The sequence below is a fragment of the Mesorhizobium sp. CC13 genome (genome assembly GCF_039907765.1).
GTDB lineage: Bacteria > Pseudomonadota > Alphaproteobacteria > Rhizobiales > Rhizobiaceae > Aminobacter.
On the sequence record NZ_JARDJI010000024.1, the window covers coordinates 48,437 to 67,644 of the forward strand.

15 protein-coding genes and 1 pseudogene are annotated in these 19,208 nt (G+C 64.7%); 9 read left to right on the forward strand and 7 right to left on the reverse strand.

Features of this window, described 5'->3' with window-relative positions; all coding sequences use genetic code 11:
* Positions 1-141: 141 nt before the first annotated feature.
* Genes PV773_RS22465 through PV773_RS22475 form a run of 3 tightly spaced genes read left to right on the forward strand, consistent with a single transcriptional unit; the run spans position 142 to position 3,947 of the window.
* Positions 142-2,625 carry a heavy metal translocating P-type ATPase gene (locus tag PV773_RS22465; protein WP_347968508.1) on the forward strand — a complete coding sequence of 828 codons (2,484 nt, stop codon included), beginning with the start codon at positions 142-144 and terminating at the stop codon, positions 2,623-2,625.
* 52 nt (positions 2,626-2,677) lie between these two features.
* On the forward strand, positions 2,678-3,073 hold the full coding sequence (locus PV773_RS22470) for a DUF305 domain-containing protein (RefSeq protein ID WP_347968509.1): 396 nt from the start codon (positions 2,678-2,680) through the stop codon (positions 3,071-3,073).
* A 34-nt stretch (positions 3,074-3,107) separates the two neighbouring features.
* Positions 3,108-3,947 (forward strand): aldo/keto reductase, encoded by an 840-nt coding sequence (locus PV773_RS22475; protein ID WP_347968510.1) that lies wholly within the window; start codon positions 3,108-3,110, stop codon positions 3,945-3,947.
* Positions 3,948-3,960: 13 nt separating this feature from the next.
* Here the strand turns inward: PV773_RS22475 and PV773_RS22480 are convergent, their stop codons facing one another.
* A complete protein-coding gene (locus PV773_RS22480; protein ID WP_347968511.1) occupies positions 3,961-6,429 on the reverse strand; it encodes an EAL domain-containing protein in 2,469 nt (822 codons plus the stop codon).
* A gap of 272 nt (positions 6,430-6,701) precedes the next feature.
* Here PV773_RS22480 and PV773_RS22485 point away from each other — a divergent pair, with 272 nt between their 5' ends.
* Positions 6,702-7,304 carry a YdeI/OmpD-associated family protein gene (locus PV773_RS22485; RefSeq protein ID WP_347968512.1) on the forward strand — a complete coding sequence of 201 codons (603 nt, stop codon included), beginning with the start codon at positions 6,702-6,704 and terminating at the stop codon, positions 7,302-7,304.
* Between the two features lie 18 nt (positions 7,305-7,322).
* On the opposite strand, the gene PV773_RS22490 is transcribed toward PV773_RS22485, so the two are convergent.
* On the reverse strand, positions 7,323-8,216 hold the full coding sequence (locus PV773_RS22490; protein ID WP_347968513.1) for a LysR family transcriptional regulator: 894 nt from the start codon (positions 8,214-8,216) through the stop codon (positions 7,323-7,325).
* 127 nt (positions 8,217-8,343) lie between these two features.
* Here PV773_RS22490 and PV773_RS22495 point away from each other — a divergent pair, with 127 nt between their 5' ends.
* Positions 8,344-8,697, forward strand: a complete 354-nt coding sequence (locus PV773_RS22495) for an antibiotic biosynthesis monooxygenase (RefSeq protein ID WP_347968514.1) — start codon at positions 8,344-8,346, stop codon at positions 8,695-8,697.
* Between the two features lie 133 nt (positions 8,698-8,830).
* On the opposite strand, the gene PV773_RS22500 is transcribed toward PV773_RS22495, so the two are convergent.
* The 3 genes from PV773_RS22500 to PV773_RS22510 form a co-directional block, all read right to left on the reverse strand.
* On the reverse strand, positions 8,831-9,184 hold the full coding sequence (locus PV773_RS22500; protein ID WP_347968515.1) for a hypothetical protein: 354 nt from the start codon (positions 9,182-9,184) through the stop codon (positions 8,831-8,833).
* Positions 9,185-9,571: 387 nt separating this feature from the next.
* Entirely contained in the window at positions 9,572-10,054 is a 483-nt protein-coding gene (locus tag PV773_RS22505) for a Panacea domain-containing protein (protein WP_347968516.1), read from the reverse strand.
* Position 10,055: 1 nt separating this feature from the next.
* Positions 10,056-10,883 carry a hypothetical protein gene (locus PV773_RS22510; RefSeq protein ID WP_347968517.1) on the reverse strand — a complete coding sequence of 276 codons (828 nt, stop codon included), beginning with the start codon at positions 10,881-10,883 and terminating at the stop codon, positions 10,056-10,058.
* A gap of 311 nt (positions 10,884-11,194) precedes the next feature.
* Between PV773_RS22510 and PV773_RS22515 the strand changes: the two genes are divergently transcribed.
* The gene (locus tag PV773_RS22515; RefSeq protein ID WP_347968518.1) at positions 11,195-11,860 is read left to right on the forward strand and encodes a hypothetical protein; all 666 of its coding nucleotides are present in this window, start codon (positions 11,195-11,197) and stop codon (positions 11,858-11,860) included.
* Positions 11,861-11,884: 24 nt separating this feature from the next.
* Here the strand turns inward: PV773_RS22515 and PV773_RS22520 are convergent.
* Positions 11,885-12,151: pseudogene (locus tag PV773_RS22520) on the reverse strand (hypothetical protein).
* A 34-nt stretch (positions 12,152-12,185) separates the two neighbouring features.
* Complete coding sequence (gene mutS / locus PV773_RS22525; RefSeq protein WP_347968522.1) at positions 12,186-14,849, reverse strand: DNA mismatch repair protein MutS; 2,664 nt, start codon at positions 14,847-14,849, stop codon at positions 12,186-12,188.
* A 201-nt stretch (positions 14,850-15,050) separates the two neighbouring features.
* On the opposite strand from mutS, the gene PV773_RS22530 reads away from it, so the two are divergent.
* From PV773_RS22530 to PV773_RS22540, 3 genes are all read left to right on the forward strand, one after another.
* Entirely contained in the window at positions 15,051-17,339 is a 2,289-nt protein-coding gene (locus PV773_RS22530) for an NADP-dependent malic enzyme (RefSeq protein WP_347968519.1), read from the forward strand.
* Between the two features lie 323 nt (positions 17,340-17,662).
* Positions 17,663-18,124, forward strand: coding sequence for a hypothetical protein (locus PV773_RS22535; protein WP_347968520.1), 462 nt, complete (start codon positions 17,663-17,665; stop codon positions 18,122-18,124).
* Positions 18,121-19,158, forward strand: a complete 1,038-nt coding sequence (locus PV773_RS22540) for a serine/threonine-protein kinase (protein ID WP_347968521.1) — start codon at positions 18,121-18,123, stop codon at positions 19,156-19,158. The genes PV773_RS22535 and PV773_RS22540 overlap by 4 nt, the downstream gene beginning before the upstream one ends.
* Positions 19,159-19,208: the final 50 nt, after the last annotated feature.

The following is a 19,208-nucleotide window of genomic DNA, read 5'->3' on the forward strand; positions in this document are numbered from 1 at the left end:
TGAGGCCGCGTCTATAGCGCGATTTTTCCGCCATGGGTATGGCCCGTCGCCGGGGGCGAACCGGAAGGGAGAATGACGCGTTGACCTTCCACCAGCTGGAGACATTATGCTCGATTCGGCAACAGGAGCGTGGATTTACTTATGAATGAACATCACCAGCACCACGGACATTCCTCGAAAGGCACCGAAGCGGCGCAAGATGTGATTCGTGATCCGGTCTGCGGCATGGTCGTCGACCCGGCCGCCGGCAAGCCGACGCTCGAGCGCGAGGGCCACCTGTTCCACTTCTGCAGCGCCGGCTGCCGCGACAAGTTCGCCAAGGAGCCGGAAAAATACATCAGCGCCACCGATCCCGTCTGCGGCATGGGCGTCGACCGCTCCAGCGCCAGGCATTTCCTCAAGCACGAGGGTTCCAGCTTCTATTTCTGCTCGCCGGCCTGCGAGGGCAAGTTCAAGGCCGAGCCGGCCAGATATCTCGGCGGCAAGCCCGCGGCGCAGGCCGTGCCCACGGGCACGCAGTACACCTGCCCGATGCACCCCCAGATCATCCGCGACAAGCCGGGTTCCTGCCCGATCTGCGGCATGGGGCTCGAACCGATGATGCCCACCGGCGAGGAGGGGCCCAGCCCCGAGCTGGTCGATTTCACCCGCCGCTTCTGGATCAGCGCGGCGCTGTCGATCCCGCTGGTCATCGTCGTCATGGGGGCGATGGTCGGCCTGCCCGTCCGCGAGTGGATCGGCGAGCGGGTCACCGCCTGGCTGGAGCTCGTGCTCGCCACCCCCGTGGTGCTGTGGGCGGCGCTGCCGTTCTTCGAGCGCGGCCTCGATTCGTTCCGCAACCGCAGTCCCAACATGTGGACGCTGATCTCGCTCGGCGTCGGCGCGGCCTACGCCTACAGCGTCGTCGCCACGCTCTTCCCCGGCCTGTTCCCGGATCAGTTTCGCACCCATGGCGGCTCGGTCCCTGTCTATTTCGAGGCCGCAAGCGTGATCGTCACGCTGGTCTTCCTCGGCCAGGTGCTGGAGCTCAGGGCGCGCGAACGCACCGGCTCGGCCATCCGCGCCCTGCTCGACCTCGCGCCCAAGACCGCGCGCCGCATCGCCGATGACGGCAGCGAAAGCGAGGTGCCGCTCGAGGAGGTTCTCAGCGGCGACCGCCTGCGTGTCCGCCCCGGCGACAGCATTCCCGTCGACGGCGTCGTGCTCGAAGGCCGCTCCTCGGTCGACGAATCGATGATCACCGGCGAACCGGTTCCGGTCGAGAAGGTCGAGGGCGAGAAGCTCACCGGCGGCACGCTCAACAAGAATGGCTCGCTGATCATGCGCGCCGAGAAGGTCGGCGCCGACACGGTGCTGTCGCAGATCGTCGACATGGTCGCCAAGGCGCAGCGCAGCCGCGCCCCCATCCAGGGGCTCGCCGACCTCGTGTCGTTCTACTTCGTCCCGACCGTGGTGCTCATCGCCATCGTCTCCTTCATCGTCTGGGCGCTCGTCGGGCCGCAGCCGAGCATGGTCTTCGCCATCGTCTCGGCGGTGGCGGTGCTGATCATCGCCTGCCCCTGCGCGCTCGGCCTCGCCACGCCGATGTCGATCATGACCGCCACCGGTCGTGGCGCCCAGGCTGGCGTGCTGATCAAGGACGCAGAGGCGCTCGAGCGCTTCTCCAAGGTGAGCACCCTCATCGTCGACAAGACCGGCACGCTGACCGAAGGCCGCCCGCAGCTGACCGACGTGGTCGTCGCCGACGGCATGGCCGAGAACGAGCTGCTGGCGCTGGCCGCTGGCCTCGAAAAGGGGTCTGAGCACCCGCTCGCCGAGGCGATCGTCGACGGCGCCGGCCAGCGCGGCGTCGCCGTGCCGGAGGCCCAGGACTTCGAGTCGGTCACCGGCAAGGGCGTCACCGGCACGGTGTCGGGCCGCAAGATCGCGCTCGGCAACGCCGCCATGATGACCGATCTCGGCCTCGACATCGCCGGCCTGTCGGCACGTGCCGATGCGCTGCGCGCCGAGGGCAAGACCGCCATGTTCGTCGCCGTCGACGGCAAGCCCGCCGGGCTTGTGGCCGTCGCCGATCCGATCAAGGCGACCGCGGCCGAGGCCATCCGCAACCTGCACGACCTCGGCATGCGCATCATCATGGCGACCGGCGACAACGCCCGCACCGCCAAGGCCGTCGCGCAGAAGCTCGGCATCGACGAGATCCGCGCCGACATGCTGCCCGAAGGCAAGAAGGCGCTCATCGACGAGCTGCGCGCCAAGGGCGAGGGCGTCGCCATGGCCGGCGACGGCGTCAACGACGCGCCGGCGCTCGCCGCCGCCGATGTCGGCATCGCCATGGGCACCGGCGCCGACGTCGCCATGGAGAGCGCCGGCATCACGCTGGTCAAGGGCGACCTGACCGGCATCGTCCGGGCGCGGCGCCTGGCCCAGGGCACGCTCCGCAACATCAAGGAGAACCTGTTCTTCGCCTTCATCTACAACGTGCTCGGCGTGCCGATCGCCGCCGGCGTGCTCTACCCCATCACCGGCACGCTTCTGTCGCCGATGATCGCCGCCGCCGCGATGGCCCTTTCGTCCGTCTCGGTCATCGGCAATTCGCTGCGGCTGCGCAGTCTGAAGCTGTGATGGAGCCTATCCGGCTCCCGGGCGTTTGGACTGGTTCAACGAGGAGACTGTAATGACGTTTGTACGAAAGACCGCGCTTGCCCTGTCGGCGGCGACGACCGTCGGCCTTGCCGCGATCGGCACCGGCTATGCCCAGATGGATCACAGCGGCATGAACATGAGCGGCATGGCCGCACCGGCGGCGAACGGCGCGGCGACAGAGGCCTACAAGGCGGCCATGGACAAGATGCACGAGACCATGACGTCGATGGAGTACTCGGGCAATGCCGATGTCGACTTCGCCCGCAGCATGATCCCGCATCACCAGGCCGCCATCGACATGGCCAAGGTCCAGCTGGAGAACGGCAAGAACCCGGAGATGCGCAAGCTCGCCGAGGAGGTCATCGCCGCCCAGGAAGCCGAGATCAAGCGCATGGAGGCCTGGCTTCAGGCCAATCCGCCCATGTAAGCTGGGCGGGATCGACCCAGGAAAGGAACCCGTCATGCCCATTGCCACCACCACGCTTCCTTCCGGCGAGTTGGTGCCGGTGCTCGGCCAGGGCACGTGGATGATGGGCGAGGACCGGCGCAGGGCGGCCGACGAAGTGGCCGCCCTGAAGCTCGGCATCGATCTCGGCATGACCCTGATCGACACCGCTGAGATGTATGGCGACGGCGGCTCCGAGGAGATCGTGGCCGAGGCTATCGCCGGCCGCCGCGAAAAGCTCTTCCTGGTCGGCAAGGTGCTGCCGAGCAATGCCTCGCGCAGCGGCGTGCTGCGCGCCTGCGAGGCCAGCCTGAAGCGCCTGCGTACCGACCGCATCGATCTCTACCTGCTGCATTGGCGCGGCGGCGTGCCGCTCGCCGAGACGGTCGCCGCCTTCGAGGAGCTGCGCCGGGCGGGCAAGATCCGCCACTGGGGCGTGAGCAACTTCGACACCGAGGACATGAAGGAGCTCGAACGGCTCCAGGGCGGGCGCAACGCCCAGGCCAACCAGGTCCTCTACAACCTCACGCGGCGCGGCATCGAGTTCGACCTGCTGCCCTGGTGCCGCGGACGCGGCATGCCGGTCATGGCCTATTCGCCGGTGGAGCAGGGCGAGCTGGCGAGCGACCGGGGCTTGCGCGGCATCGCCGCCCGCCACGGCGTCACCCCGGCGCAGGTCGCGCTCGCCTGGGTGCTGGCCCAGGACGGCGTCATCGCCATCCCCAAGGCGAGCCGCCTCGAACACGTCCGCCAGAACGCCGCTGCGCGCGACATCCAGCTGCTGCCCGAGGATTTCGCCGAGCTCGACGGGCTCTTTGCGCCGCCGGTGCGCAAGCGGCCGCTGGAGATGATCTGACCGCCAGCCCTTCTCAGCTCGCCAGCGCCAGGTCCGGTCCCCCGGCATCTAGCATGGCCAGGCGTGGCGCGATCCCGACATAGCGGTCGCCGAAGGGGCGCGGCGGCGCGATGCCGAAGCCCTGGCCGTAGTCGATGCCGATGCCGCGCAGGGCGGCGGCGATGTCGTCGTTCTCGACGAACTCGGCGATCGTGCGCTTGCCGGTCACCTCGCCGATGTGGTGGATCATCTCCACCATGGCGCGGTCGATGCGGTCGTCCAGCATGTCCTTGACGAAGCCGCCGTCGATCTTGAGATAGTCCACCGGCAGCGCCTTGAGGTAGCTGAAGGAGGACATGCCCGAGCCGAAATCGTCGAGCGAGAAGCGGCAGCCATGCGCCTGCAGCGCCCTGATGAAGCGGGCCGCCGCGTCGAGGTCGGCAATGGCGCTGGTTTCGGTGATCTCGAAGCAGATCGTCGACGGCGCGACCCCGCTGCGCTGGAACTGCTCGAGCGTGTAGCCGACGAAGCTTTCGTCGCCGAAGCTCGCGCCCGACAGATTGATGGCGCAGGTGGCGATCGGGTCGGAATCGCCGGCCCTGGCCTGGGCGGCCAGCGTGTCCAGCGCCGAGCGCACCACCCAGCGGTCGATCAGCGGCATCAGGCCGTAGCGCTCGGCCGCCGGAATGAAGGCGCCGGGCGGCACTACGGCGCCGTCGGCGTCGACGAGGCGGACCAGCAGCTCGACATGCGCGCCGGCCTCCGCGCGTCCGGGATCGAGCGGCACGATCTCCTGGGCGTGGAGGCGGAAGCGGTTCTGCTCCAGCGCCTCGCGCAGCCGCTGCACCCAGGCCATCTCGCCTAGCCGGTGCTCGAGTTCGGGGTCGCCGATCTCGCGGAACTGCACCTGGTTGCGGCCGTTGTCCTTGGCCAGGTAGCAGGCGACGTCGACGCTGCGCAGGATCTCCTCCAGCGACAAGGTCGCGTCCGAAAGCCCGACGACGCCGATGCTGGCGCTGGAATTGAAGGTGCGGCCATCCCACCCGAAATGCAGCTCCTCCACGGCGCGGCGCAGCCGCTCGGCCGCCGCCGTCGCCGGCTCTCTCGGGCAGTTCTCCATCAATATTCCGAATTCGTCGCCGCCCAGCCGGGCCAGAAGGTCGCCGTGCCGCAGCTGTTGTCCGAGCACGGTGGCGATCTTGCGCAGGAACTCGTCGCCAGCCGCATGCCCGCAGGTGTCGTTGACGACCTTGAACTGGTCGAGGTCGAGATACATCAGCGCATGCACCGCCGGCCGCCTGGCAAGGCCGGCGAGCGACGCCTTGAGCCGCGTTTCGAACTCGCGCCGATTGGCGAGGCCGGTCAGCATGTCGTGCGTCGCCTGCCACGACAGCCGCGCCAGGAATTCCTGCTCCTTGGTCCGGTCGTGGAAGACCAGCACGGCGCCTGTGACCTTCTGCCCGACATAGAGCGGCGACGCCGCGAGCGACACGGCCACCGTCGACCGGTCGGGCCGCACCAGCTGCTGCGGCACGCCGCTGCCGTCGTAGGGCTCGCCCGCCAGCACGCGCTCGATCAGCCCCTCTTCCTCCTCGCCGGTCTCTTCCCGAACCAGCTTGAACAGGCGACCGAGCGGCGCGCCCCGCGCCGCGTCGCCACGCCAGCCGAGCAGCGTCTCCGCCGCATGGTTCATGTAGTCGAGACGGCCCGCGGCGTCGGTCGAAATCACCGCCTGGCCGATCGAGCCGAGCGTGATCTGCGCCCGCTCGCGCTCCGCGTTCAGCGCGCTTTCGAAGGCCTCGCGCTGCTCGAGCAGCCTGCCGGTGCGCCGCGTGGCGAGCAGGATCAACAGGCTGGCCGTCAGCGCGTTGACGCCGAGCAGCAGGCCGGCGATGGCGCGCGAGCCGCGCCCGAGCGACTGCGAGAATGCGTCGGCCAGCGGCGTCGTCTCATCGTTGAGGCGGTGGATTTTGAGCTTCCAGTCGGCGCTCCGGGCGGGCGAGACCTGTCCGGCGGCGAAATCGGCGTGGATGGCTTCGCCGAGCGCTGCGATCTCCTGGATCTTGGGATCGGCATCGACCCAGCGCTGCACGGCGTTAGACAGGTAGCTCACGTTCCGGAAGTTGAGGAACAGCCAGATCAGCGCGGGAATGTCGTCCGGGTGGTTGCCGGCGCGCCGGAAGCCGTCGACGGCGGCGCCGTAATCGCGGTCCGCCCGCTCCATGGCGCGCCGCGCCTCGCGGTCGGCGAGCGGCACGGCGATCGCCTGCCGGAAGTGGTCGAAATAGTCCTGGTCGCCGGTGTCGGCATAGAGCGTCAGGTAGTAGATGGCGTCGCGCTGGCCCTTCGACCACGCGCTTTCTCCCGCCACATAGGCGCGGACCGCCGACAGCATGTAGAGGCTGGCGCCGGCGATGATCGTCTGGACGAGCACGACGACGATGAAGGGCCAGAGCAGCCCGAAGAGCCTGAACCTGGATCTGGTGTCGTTCTTCGTGTTCACATGTACTGCGAAACGAACTCGCCCCCCGGCCTCTCGTTTCCGCACTTCTTGCGGCAATACATGCAGTTGCTACGTGAACAGGCTTTAAGATTCCCTTCACGGAAAGTTTCGAGTTGCTGCTGCCGTGCCGAATTCTACCCGCATCATCGGCTGGACCCGTCGACGCGACTTCCGTCCTGTGCGACGGTCCGGCCTCGGCAACAAGCGCCCGGCGTGCCGGCGGAGAAGAGCATGCGAATGTTGGTGGTCGCTGTGGATGGGGGCATCGGCTGATGGCGCCGGTCAGGGTCGATCCCGAAAAGGTCCGCGAGTTCCGCGACGCCGCGAGCTTCTACCAATGGCTCGGCGCCAACCACGACAAGGCCGACGAGGTCTGGATCAAGGTCCACAAGGTCGCCTCCGGCCTGCCGTCGATCACGCCCAGGGAGGCCATCGACGTGGTGCTGTGCTGGGGCTGGATCGACGGCATCCGCAAGCCGCTGGACGAGACGAGCTTCCTGCAGCGCTATTCGCCGCGCGGCCGCAAGAGCGTGTGGAGCCAGATCAACGTCGACAACGTCGCCCGCCTGGTCGCGGAGGGCCGCATGACCGCGCACGGCCTCGCCCAGGTCGATGCGGCCAAGGCCGACGGCCGCTGGGACCGCGCCTACAAGTCAGGCAAGGACATGAAGATCCCCGACGACCTCCAGGCCGCCATCGATGCCGAGCCGGAGGCCAAAGCGATGCTCGGCAGGCTCAGCGAGCAGAACCGCTTCGCCCTCGCCTTCCGCGTCCACAACATGAAGACGGAAGCCGGCCGCAGGAACAAGATCGCGACCTTCGTCGACATGCTGAAGCGCGGCGAGACCATCTATCCGCAGAAGCCGAAGCCGTGACCGGCCCGCATTTCCGGCTCAGGCCGGGTCGGGAAACAGGTTGGCGGCCATGAAATCCACGAAGGCGCGCACCTTCGGCGACAGGTAGCGGCTCGTCGGCCACAGCACCCTGAACGTGCCGGTCGGCGCGAGGTGGTCGTCGAGCAGCGTTTGCAGCCGGCCGTCCGCGATCTCGGCCGCAACCGCGAAGGGCGGCAGGCAGGCAATGCCGAAGCCGCATTCGGCGAGGTGGACGAGCGGCTCCAACGTGCTGGCCACATGCGTCGTCGGCAGGTCGAGGCGCAGCTCCCCGCCGTCCCGCAGCAGCGGCCACGGTTCCAGCTTGCCGGTGCTCGGATAGCGGTGATGCAGGCACCTGTGCTGCACAAGGTCTTCCGGCACCAGCGGTGTTCCCGCCGCCGCCAGATAGTGCGGCGCGGCCACGATCCGGTGCCGGAACGTGCCGAGCTTGCGGCTCATCAGCCGGGTGTCGCGGACCTCGCCGGTCCTGATCACGGCATCGAACCCTTCCTCGATCACGTCCACCAGCCTGTCGGTGAAATCGAGGTCCACCGACACTTCCGGATAGGCCCGCATGAAGGCCGAGATGGCCGGCATCAACAGCATCCCGGTCAGCGGCAGGCTGACCCGCAGCAGCCCGCGCGGGGCATTGTACGCGCTCGACAGTTCCGCCTGCACCGCGTCGAGTTCGGCCAGGATGCGCCGGCACGCGTCGAGGAACACGCCGCCTTCCTGCGTCAGCGCCATGCTGCGCGTCGAGCGATGGAAGAGCCGCACCCCCATGTCCTTTTCCAGGCGGGCCACGGCCTTGCCGACCGCCGAACTCGACAGGCCGAGCCTTTGGCCCGCCGCGACGAAGCTGCCGCCCTCGGCCGCCTGCACGAAGACATCGAGCGATCCAAGCCTGTCCATGCTGCCTCGATTGCGGAAAAAATTGCCGGTCTGTAGCGAATACCGGACCATTTATCCGATATCCTTGCCCCGATATCCAGTCGTCGTGCGGCAGGCAAGCCGCTTCCCAGCGACACAGGAGTCAAAGTTGGACAAGAAATTCGCAGCCGGCTTCACCGACAAGCCGCGGCCGACCACCTTCGTCGTCAATGTCATCCACGCCCATCCCGGCCGGCAGGAGGAAGCGTTCCGGCTGATCCAGGACGTCGTGCACTACGTGGCCGAGCGCAAGGAAGGCTTCCTCTGGAGCAATCTCGCCAGGAGCACCGACGGCAAGACGGTGGTCAACATCGAGGCCATCCAGGGAGCGGGCAATGTCGACGAGTTCTTCTCCGATCCGGCCTTTGTCGAGAAGTTCCGCAAGCTCGACACCGTCTCGTCGAGCGAATTCCACGTCTACACCGTGGACGACCTGGTGATGCCGAAGCGCGCGGACAGGTAAACGCCTAGGCTCGCGACGATGGCGTGCCCGGCAGGGGTTCTGCCGCGCCGGGCACCGGCACTTCATTGCGGCGGCCTCAGATGGCTGGGGTCGGCCGTGTCAGGGCTGGACGCGTCTCACGCCCTGTAGAGCCTCAGCGGCTTGGTCGCCTCGCGCCGAAGGGTGCCGGCCCCGACACGATCGACGCGACCACCCGGTTGTCCTCGACGTTTCCATTGCGCACCAGCTTGCGCACGAAGCCGTCGACCGTGTCGAATGTCGAGATCTCCAGCACATCCGACCCCAGCCGGAACCGGTCCTTGCCGATCGTGGGCAGCACCACGCCCCGGTCGCGCATCATCTCGCCCGGCATCAGCGGCATGAAGCTGTTCGCCTTGAAGGCGATCGCCAGGATCTCGTCGCCGGCGGCATAGTCATGGGTAACAGTCGAGGTGGTCAGCCCGGTGCGCAGCACGGTGGTCGTATCCGCGTTCCTGAAAATGACCACGTCCCAGCCCAGGCTGCATCTTCATCGAGCCGCCAGCCGCAAACCGCGTCCGCGTCACCGACTCGACAAACGGCGACGACCACCCCTCCAGTGTCACGACCTCATGCACTTTCGCTGCCGCCCTTCTCGCGACGACAGTGTCGCCGGAGTTGAGGGGGGAGGCAAGGGTGGGCGGGTAAGAGGGGTGGGAGGTGCGCCCGAGCGGCGTAGGAACTCGGCAGCTGAGCGCGTAAACACTGTCGCAAAGGGGCGCATTGTCGCACATCGTGGAGATAAGCCTGCTAGACGCCGCTGCGCAAAGCTGCCGATCCAGATCGCGACCTATGATCGTGCCGCGCGATTAACGATCAGCCCATGATCTTCCAAGAAGTATGTAAAATTGAGGCATTATTGCTTAGCAAAGTGGGATTCTACATTGCGATATTGATTTGCAGCCTTGAGCAAATCCAATGGCTCTCCACGCACTCCACTTAGAACCGGATAAGTAGAGTAGACAAGTTTAATAAAAGGGTCCCATGTTAGGCGGCGCGTCTGCTCGATAACATGATCGAGAATGGCAGCTTCGTCATCCGCCACGCGGATGTCGATGTTTCTCGACTTTAGTACTATTCTCTCTTTCAGGTTCCCGAACGGCGTTACCTCTGATTGGACGTCGAACTCGGGGTCCTCAAGCGCCAACTTATGTACATCATCGACATATGGACCATAGTGGTTGAAACGCCACGCGATGTTCGTCACCGGTTTGCCGCGGTCGAGTGCGGACTTCCAGTCGGCGAGGTAGACCATCTTGGTCAACCGTGCTTTGGACAGCTCGCTCTTGTGCGGATAATGTGTCACGAGATATGCAATGACGTTCTTAAGGTCGGCCATTTTAGAAGCCTTTCTCCCTCGCAAATTCAAGCGATGGTTCGCGGTTCCGCATGATCTCCAGCAGATAGACGATATCCTTCCCAGGGGTGCCACGTACACGCTTCTCCAGCGCTGCCACAGAGAACCGATCCGCGTCAGTGCTTTCGAAAACAATTATAGCATGGCGTGATGAACCCTGCTGATCGTTAAGGGCGAAGGCGGCAACAGAGCGCGGCTTCATGTTCATCGCCTGCACAACCTCCGCCGGTATTTGCCATTCATCCTTGTTTCGGGCGCAGTAGTCATCAGGATCAGCATGCGGATCAGGCAGATCTTGGACAACACACTGGCCGTTTCCTGCGCGCCAAGCTGCACCAATTACGCCTTGATCAACGGGATAGACGCTTCGCCCAGGCTTGTCCAACTGCGGAAGAACCGCATAGCGGCCGACCATTGTGAAGGCGTTGTCGTGATGACGGTAAACGCTGATACGGTCCCTTGCGTCGAAGCCCAGTTCTTCAGCGAGGACTTGCAGCCGCCGGTCCCAAATGTCGAAGTAATCACTGCCGAACCCGCTGACGACACTCTGCATGTTCGCGAGTTGGTCTTCTAGCTCTGAATTTCGAACCGCCAGCGCGTTTTGAGATTTTGCCGCGAACCAAGCGCTGCCGATCGCCACAATGATCCCGAGCACGCCGGCCGCGCGCCATCCAAGTGGCGAGTCTTTCTCGATTATCCATGTCCAAAAATTTGTAAAGAATACGAGAGAAACCGCCGAGATAACCAGAGAGATAGGCTCTTGATGGTGATCTATCCACTTCCCGCAACGCTGAAAGAAGCCAAGCCCCATGCGATCCCCCCTGCCGAAGTTAATATCAACTGCGGAAGAGCGTCAATTGTCGTGATCACTATAGTAGAAAGCGGGCCGCCCTTGATCGTCAACATAAGTAAGATGCTTGGACGTCGGGACCATGGAGCGGGCCAAATGAGATAGGGGAAAGGCAGAAAAATCGCCATTCATTGTGGTAGAAAATTTCATCTGACGAGTGCGCCAAGCGCAGTTTCCCTGCTCAGGCGTCAGGTGGTAGTATTTCCTTAGTTGCGTCCGAAATGCACTTCAACGAAGGTCATCTTACAGAATTTCATTCCGTCGAGGCATGCATGTCAGTTCTGGACATTCCGCTGCGCAAGGTGCTGCAGTTATTTTATGCGTCACAGACGCTGCAGCGCTCAATTTTGAAAGAGGACATTCGACTTGATCGTAGAAAAGAAAAAGGTGGAAACAGAAGCAATGGAGGTGACTTCTACCTACCTTTTTGGTCCGACGTAAAGAAGCACATCGCCGGCGATGCAGATCTTTCCGAGCTGACTGAGGGCCGTATGCGGTCAAACAAAAGGTATAAGCGGCTATACCCACTCCTAAAGGATGGAGTATTCGATTTGCTTAGCGCGAAGCTGCGCTGGTCAAACGAGCCCGTCCACATAGAGCCGAGGAGCGTCCATGGAAGCCTGCAGTTTGGGGATCTAGGCGGTGTCATTCGCATTAATGATGCCCTGCATGCCCGCGTAAGGCATGAGTATACACGTGTAGTGTATCCTTACTTCAGCGAAAATCCTGCCCTGCCCGAAGAGGGTGGCAGGTTGGGCTTATGGGCGATGCAGCAGGCTTTGACTGCACTTGACCCAAATGACATGCGCATCATCGACATTCTTCGTCGGACGTTCTTCTCGCCGCAAACCACTCCACTGAGGGGCGACGAAGAAGTCGTGTTCCGGAAAAACTACAGTTTAGTAATCGGCGAGTGGGAGCGTCTGAAACAGGAGTAACTGGCTAATGCCTTGCGGCTCTGCTTAGCCCGCCTGGTTGAACAGAGCCTCGATAGGATGCCGTTGGGATCAATCACGAAGGCGGCAAAGTAGTTCGGGCCGTAATGCGCCCGCAGGCTGGGGCCGCCATTATCCTTCCCGCCTTGTCGCCGCCGCCGGCAACACTGTACCCGACCGCCTGGTCGTCATCTCCCGGCGAAAGGTCTTCCGAGACCCTGACATAGCCGAGCGGCCCGCGTCGTAGAAGGCCGCGGCACGTTCGATGTCGGAGACGCCAAGCGGATGCAGCATGCCAGTCTCCAATGCGTCCCCTTTTGAACCGCCCCTACCTCCCCGCCAACCCCTTCAGCCTGTACAGCGCATCCAGCGCCTCGCGCGGCGTCATCTCGTCGGGGCTGAGCCCGTCCAGCGCCTTGGTCAGCGCGTCGTTGGCGACGGGCGTCTCGCGCTTCATCGCCACTGAAAACAGCGGCAGGTCGTCGACGAGCTTGTTGGCCTTGCCCGAGGTCTCGCCTTCCTCGAGCTGGTGCAGCACCTCCTTGGCGCGGGCCACCACCGCCTCGGGCAGGCCGGCGAGGCGGGCCACCTGCACGCCGTAGGAGCGGTCGGCGGCACCCTTGCCCACCTCGTGCAGGAACACCACTTCGCCTTCCCACTCCTTCACCCGCATCGTCACGTTGTGCAGGCGGCCGAGCTTGCCGGAAAGCGCGGTCAGCTCGTGGAAATGGGTGGCGAAGATCGCCCGGCAGCGGTTCTTCTCGTGCAGGTATTCGACCGCCGCCCAGGCGATCGACAGGCCGTCGAAGGTGGCGGTGCCGCGGCCGATCTCGTCGAGGATGACCAGCGTGCGCTCGCCCGCCTGGTTGAGGATCGCCGCGGTCTCCACCATCTCGACCATGAAGGTCGAGCGTCCGCGCGCCAGGTCGTCCGAGGCGCCGACGCGGGAGAACAGCCGGTCCACCACGCCTATGTGCGCACGCTCGGCGGGCACGAAAGACCCCATCTGGGCGAGGATGGCGATCAGCGCGTTCTGGCGCAGGAAGGTCGACTTGCCGCCCATGTTCGGGCCGGTGAGCAGCCAGATCGCGCCCCACTTGTCGTTGCCGTCGGGCGAGAGCGTGCAGTCGTTGGCGACGAAGGGCGCGGCAGCCTCGCGGCGCAGCGACTGCTCGACCACGGGGTGGCGTCCGCCGACGATGTCGAAGGCGAGGCTGGCGTCGACCTCGGGCCGGCACCACGCCTCGTTCTGGGCAAGCACCGCCAAGGCCTGCGACACGTCGAGCACCGACAGCGCGTCCGCACCCGCGCGGATCGCCTGGGCGTGGCTGACCGCCTCGCCCACCAGCTGGTCGAAGGCCGCGAGTTCGATGGTCAGCGCCCGGTCGGCAGCGTTGGCGATCTTGGTCTCGAGGCCGGCGAGCTCGGTGGTGGTGAAACGCATCGCGCTCGCCATCGTCTGGCGGTGGATGAAGCGCGCCTTGGCCTCGTCGGTGCCGTTCAGCGCCGCCTGGTTGTTGGCCGTCACCTCGATGTAGTAGCCGAGCACGTTGTTGTGGCGGATCTTGAGCGAGCGGATGCCCGTCTCCTCGATCAGGTCGCGCTCCATGCCGGCGATCACCCGCCGCGACTGGTCGCGCAGCGCCCGCATCTCGTCGAGCTCGCCATGGTAGCCGGCGCGGACGAAGCCGCCGTCGCGCTTGAGCAGCGGCAGTTCTTCTCCCAGTGCGGCGTCGAGATGGTCGGCGAAGTCGGCCGGCAGCGCCGATATCGCCGATATCGCCGTCGCCAGCTCCCTGGGCAGCGTTGCCCCGGCAAACAGCCCGGCGATGGTGCGCGCCGCCGAGAATCCCGAGCGCAGCGCACCCAGGTCGCGCGGGCCGCCGCGGTTGAGCGCCAGCCGCGACAGCGCGCGCGGCATGTCGGCCACGCCCTTGAGGCTGAGCCGCACCGCCTCGCTGAGCCGCGTCTCGCCCATGAAGAACGACACAGCGTCGAGCCGCGCCCCGATCGCGTCCGGATCGGTCAGCGGCGACATCAGCCGGTCGGCGAGCAGCCGCGCGCCGCCGCCCGTCACCGTGCGGTCGATGGCGCGGAACAGCGAGCCGTCGCGGCCGCCGGAAAGCGTGCGCAGCAGTTCGAGATTGGCCCGCGTCGCCGGGTCGATGAACAGCGTCGTGCCCGCCTGCTCGCGCTCGGGGCGCGACAGCGGCGGCCGCTCGGCCTTCTGCGTCTTTTCGACATAGGCGATCGCGCCCGAGATCGCCGAAAGTTCCGCCCTCGAGAACGCGCCAAAGCTGTCGGGCGTCGCCACGTCGTAGAAGCGCGCGATGCGCTGCGGCGCCGAGGTCGAATCGAACAGGCTCGGCGGCTGCGGATTGACGATACGGCCGACCAGGTCGAATGTCGGCCTGAGCTCCTCGTCATGGAACGCCGGCTCGGCGACAATCAGCTCGCGCGGGTCGATGCGGAAGATGTCGGCGGCGAGCCGCTCCGTCGTCGTCTCGGCGACGCGGAAGATGCCGGTCGAGATTTCGATCCAGGCCAGCGCGAGGGCCGCTTCGCCGGCGCCCTTCACCCGCCCCAGCGCCATCAGGAAGCTGGACTCGGCCGGGGCGAGCAGCTTGTCCTCGGTAATGGTGCCCGGCGTCACCAGCCGCACCACGTCGCGCTTCACCACCGACTTCGAGCCGCGCTTCTTGGCTTCCGCCGGATCCTCGATCTGCTCGCACACCGCCACCCGGTAGCCGAGGCCGATCAGCTTCTGCAAATAGTCGTCCGCCGCATGGATCGGCACCCCGCACATCGGGATGTCCTGGCCCTGGTGCTTGCCGCGCCTGGTGAGCACGATGCCGAGCGCGCGGCTCGCCTTCTCGGCGTCGTCGAAGAACAGCTCGTAGAAGTCGCCCATGCGGTAGAACAGGAGCGAATCCGGGTTCGCCGCCTTGATCTCGATGTACTGCTCCATCATCGGCGTCGGCGCCGCATGCACCTGGGCATCGGCCCGGGTTTCCCCCCGAACTTCCCCAAAGTCAGCGTCCGCGGCGATGGTCGGTCGGTCGTTCACGCACGGCCCTTCAAAAAAAGCAAACCTACCCCTCTGCTTGGCGGTTTACAGCGCCGATGTGTAGCCTTAATCCGGAACGCTCCACACAAAAAGAAATTGTATACAAGGGTAGGGACAATTCTCGCCATGGCAACGAACCGCAAATCAGACAACACCGGCCCCTCGGTCAGCCCCGAGGAGGCGCTCGAGTTTCACGCCATGGGCCGGCCAGGCAAGCTGGAAGTCGTGCCGACCAAGCCGATGGCGACGCAGCGCGACCTGTCGCTCGCCTATTCGCCCGGCGTCGCTGTGCCGGTGAAGGCCATCGCCGAGGACCCCTCCCGCGCCTTCGACTACACCACGCGCGGCAACATGGTCGCCGTCATCTCCAACGGCACCGCCATCCTCGGCCTCGGCAATCTCGGCGCGCTCGCCTCCAAGCCCGTCATGGAAGGCAAGTCGGTGCTGTTCAAGCGCTTCGCCGACGTCGATTCCATCGACCTCGAGGTCGACACCGAGGACGCCGACGAGTTCATCAACTGCGTGCGCTTCCTCGGCCCGTCCTTCGGCGGCATCAACCTGGAAGACATCAAGGCGCCCGAATGCTTCATCATCGAGCAGCGCCTGCGCGAGCTGATGGACATCCCCGTCTTCCACGACGACCAGCACGGCACCGCCATCATCGCCGCCGCCGGCCTCATCAACGCGCTCGCCGTCACCGGCCGCGACATGGCCACCACCCGCCTCGTCTGCAACGGCGCCGGCTCCGCCGGCATCGCCTGCATCGAGCTCATCAAGGCCATGGGCTTCGCCCCCGAGAACGTCACGCTCTGCGACACCAAGGGCGTGGTCTGGCAGGGCCGCACCGAGGGCATGAACCAGTGGAAGTCGGCTCACGCGGTGAAGACCGAGGCGCGTTCGCTGGCGGATGCCATGGACGGCGCCGACGTCTTCTTCGGCCTCTCGGCCAAGGGCGCGCTCACCCCCGCCATGGTCCAGTCCATGGCCAAGAACCCGATCATCTTCGCCATGGCCAATCCCGACCCGGAGATCACGCCCGAGGAAGTGGCCGAGATCCGCACCGACGCCATCATGGCCACCGGCCGGTCGGACTATCCGAACCAGGTCAACAACGTGCTCGGCTTCCCCTACATCTTCCGCGGCGCGCTCGACGTCCGCGCCACCACCATCAACGACACCATGAAGGTCGCCGCGGCAAAGGCGCTTGCCGACCTCGCCCGCCAGGACGTGCCCGACGACGTCGCCGCCGCCTACCAGGGCAACCGGCCGAAATTCGGCCCCAACTACATCATCCCGGTGCCGTTCGACCCGCGCCTGATCTCGGCGATCCCGGTCGCGGTGGCCAGGGCCGCCATGGAATCGGGCGTCGCGCGCCGGCCGATCATCGACCTCGACAAATACGCCAACGAGCTGTCGGCCCGCCGCGACCCGATCGCGTCGACCCTGCAGCGCATCTCAGACCGCGTCCGGCGCCAGCCCAAGCGCATCGTCTTCGCCGAGGGCGAGGAGGAGCAGGTCATGCGCGCCGCCGTCTCCTACGTCAACCAGAAGCTCGGCACCGCCATCCTGCTCGGCCGCGACGACGTCATCAAGGAGAACGCCCGCCACGCCGGCATCGAGCTCGACAAGCCGGGCATCGAGATCATCAACGCGCGGCTGTCGCGCCGCAACACCATCTATGCCGACTATCTCTACGAGCGCATGCAGCGGAAGGGCTTCCTGTTCCGCGACTGCCAGCGGCTGATCAACAACGACCGCAACCACTTCGCCGCCTGCATGGTGGCGCTGGGCGACGCCGACGGCGTGGTCACGGGCGTCACCCGCAACTACTCGACCGTGCTCGAGGACGTCCGCCGCGTCATCGACGCCAAGCCCGGCCACCGCGTCATCGGCGTGTCGATCGTGCTCGCCCGCGGCCGCACCGTGATTGTCGCCGACACCGCCGTGCACGACATGCCCAACGCCGAGCAGATCGCCGACATCGCCGAGGAAGCCGCCGGCTATGCCCGCCGCATGGGCTACGAGCCGCGCGTGGCCATGCTCGCCTACTCGACCTTCGGCCACCCCGCCGGCGAGCGCTCCGAGCGCGTCCAGGAAGCGGTCAAGATCCTCGACAAGCGCCGCGTCGATTTCGAGTATGACGGCGAGATGGCCGCCGACGTCGCCCTCAACCACCGCCTGATGCAGCAGCAATACCCCTTCTGCCGCCTCACCGGCGCCGCCAACGTGCTGGTCATGCCGGCCTACCACTCGGCGGCGATTTCGACCAAGATGCTCCAGGAACTCGGCGGCTCCACCGTCATCGGCCCCCTGCTCGTCGGCCTCAACAAACCGGTGCAGATCGTGCCGCTGAACGCCAAGGACTCCGACATCGTCAACATGGCGGCCATCGCGGCTTACAACGCGGGGACTTGAGGCTAGGCGCTACGGCTGAAGCTGCTGATCTCCCCCCTTGTGGGGGTGAGGAGTGGTTGCCGCAGGCAACGAAAAGCCAACTGCTTGGCTTTTCGAACGACGAACGCCCGGCAGGGCAGAGGGGGGTGCGAAGGATCGGGAGGTCGCCGCACTGAGCCACTCTGGCCTCCGGTTTGGTGGGGTGTCACTGCTTCTTAATCATACGCGTCGCTCGCCGACGCGCATGTGTTGCTGAAAATTGCTCTATTCGATTCATTGACTTATCGAGCAAAGAAACGCTTTTGTAGATGAGATAAGCCTCATCTACTTAGGTTGTTCAACAAATGAAAATCCTTGGGTTTCGAAGCGATCCAACAACGCCACGCTATGCTATCGTTGATAATGCGGTTGCGCCCCTCGTACTCTCCAATGCAGGTGCGGAGAGCCGCCTTTGCTTTCCGGCTGACTGCGCAACCGAGGCGGCGCAAGTGACATGGCTCTATCGTGAGTTCGAGCGGATATTCCACACGTACCCCGATATCTCGCGGGTGGTGATCAAGAAGGGCGAGTTTACGCAAGGCGACAACAACGCCAAGCGCGTTGCCTCCTATCAGGAGGCTGCGCTACTGCTTTTTTGTGGGCTCCACAACAAGCCGGTTGTGACGAAGATTTACACTTCTCTTGCAACAAACAGCGGCTCTGTTGTCGCACACGCGTTTGCACGTGTTGGTCGGACGACACGCTACTGGAATAGCAAAATGGCCGATGCCGTAGTTGCCGCATGGTGGGGGGCAACCAATCCGTGAACCTCACCCCTGTCGTCTTGCCGATCACCAACGGCACCACGTTTTACAACAAGTATCGCCTGATGCGGCCCATCGGGCGCGGTTCTTTCGGTGAGGTCTGGCTGGCACAGGACCAAGCCGTAAATCACGAGTATGCTATCAAGGTTCTTAATGCCGGGATTGGCATCGATCAGCGGTTGCGTGAGGCGCAAGTAGGGCACGCCTTCTCGCATAACAATCTTGTGCGGGTGCATCAGGCTGATGTTGCGACCGATGGCAAGGTCGTTATTGCCATGGACTATTTCCCGGATGGCTCGATAACGACGCTCGCAAATCCGGGCAACTTCCTACCATTGCCAATTGCCTTGCGCATCATCATCGACATGCTGCAGGGGTTGGAGCATCTGCACCTGCACAACTTCTTCCACAATGACGTGAAGCCGCAGAACATTCTTCGTGGTCCGCAGGGCCAAGCAAAACTCGCCGACTATGGGATCGTCGGAGTATCTACCAACGGCGCTGCCGTTCAGCCATCCAGTTGGTACGTGCTTCATGCTGCACCAGAAACGGTGGCAGGCAATGGGATTGAAGCCCGCACGGATGTTTTCCAGACAGGTCTTACGCTTTTCCGGCTTCTGGTAGGACTGGGCACCCTTGAAGCAAAATTCAGCGCGATTGGCGGTGCGGCTTACGCTGATGCCCTTGCCAATGGATCGCTAATCACGCGTGCGGACTTTCCGCCTTTCATCCCAAATGCGGTCTGCCGTGCGGTCATGACATCGATCGATCCCAATCCTACCAAACGCTTCCAATCGTCACTGGACATGAGAAGGGCACTCGAAAAATTATCATTTTCGGGGCATTGGACCGTTGATGCAACCGGAATGCTGAGTGGAGAAGATGCCCGCAACACTTATCGGTTTGAGCATACGTCTGCCGCTGGGTCGAATGCTTCGTTTGCCGCCTTCAAGACGAATAAGGTGTCTGGCAGAGAAACCCGCATCTCGCAATTCACGAGCAAGAACCTTAGAGGCTGTTTGGAAAATCGGATTTGAGGGGTTCCCACCGGGCGTGAAGCGTGATTCAGGGCGCGGATGTGGACCGA

Coding starts and splice junctions, on each gene's coding strand:
- PV773_RS22535 (WP_347968520.1), top strand. CDS start 17,663: ATGAAAATCCTTGGGTTTCGAAGCGATCCAACAACGCCACGCTATGCT.
- PV773_RS22530 (WP_347968519.1), top strand. CDS start 15,051: ATGGCAACGAACCGCAAATCAGACAACACCGGCCCCTCGGTCAGCCCC.
- PV773_RS22505 (WP_347968516.1), bottom strand. CDS start 10,054: ATGGCCGACCTTAAGAACGTCATTGCATATCTCGTGACACATTATCCG.
- PV773_RS22510 (WP_347968517.1), bottom strand. CDS start 10,883: ATGGGGCTTGGCTTCTTTCAGCGTTGCGGGAAGTGGATAGATCACCAT.
- PV773_RS22515 (WP_347968518.1), top strand. CDS start 11,195: ATGTCAGTTCTGGACATTCCGCTGCGCAAGGTGCTGCAGTTATTTTAT.
- PV773_RS22490 (WP_347968513.1), bottom strand. CDS start 8,216: ATGGACAGGCTTGGATCGCTCGATGTCTTCGTGCAGGCGGCCGAGGGC.
- PV773_RS22475 (WP_347968510.1), top strand. CDS start 3,108: ATGCCCATTGCCACCACCACGCTTCCTTCCGGCGAGTTGGTGCCGGTG.
- PV773_RS22470 (WP_347968509.1), top strand. CDS start 2,678: ATGACGTTTGTACGAAAGACCGCGCTTGCCCTGTCGGCGGCGACGACC.
- PV773_RS22465 (WP_347968508.1), top strand. CDS start 142: ATGAATGAACATCACCAGCACCACGGACATTCCTCGAAAGGCACCGAA.
- PV773_RS22485 (WP_347968512.1), top strand. CDS start 6,702: ATGGCGCCGGTCAGGGTCGATCCCGAAAAGGTCCGCGAGTTCCGCGAC.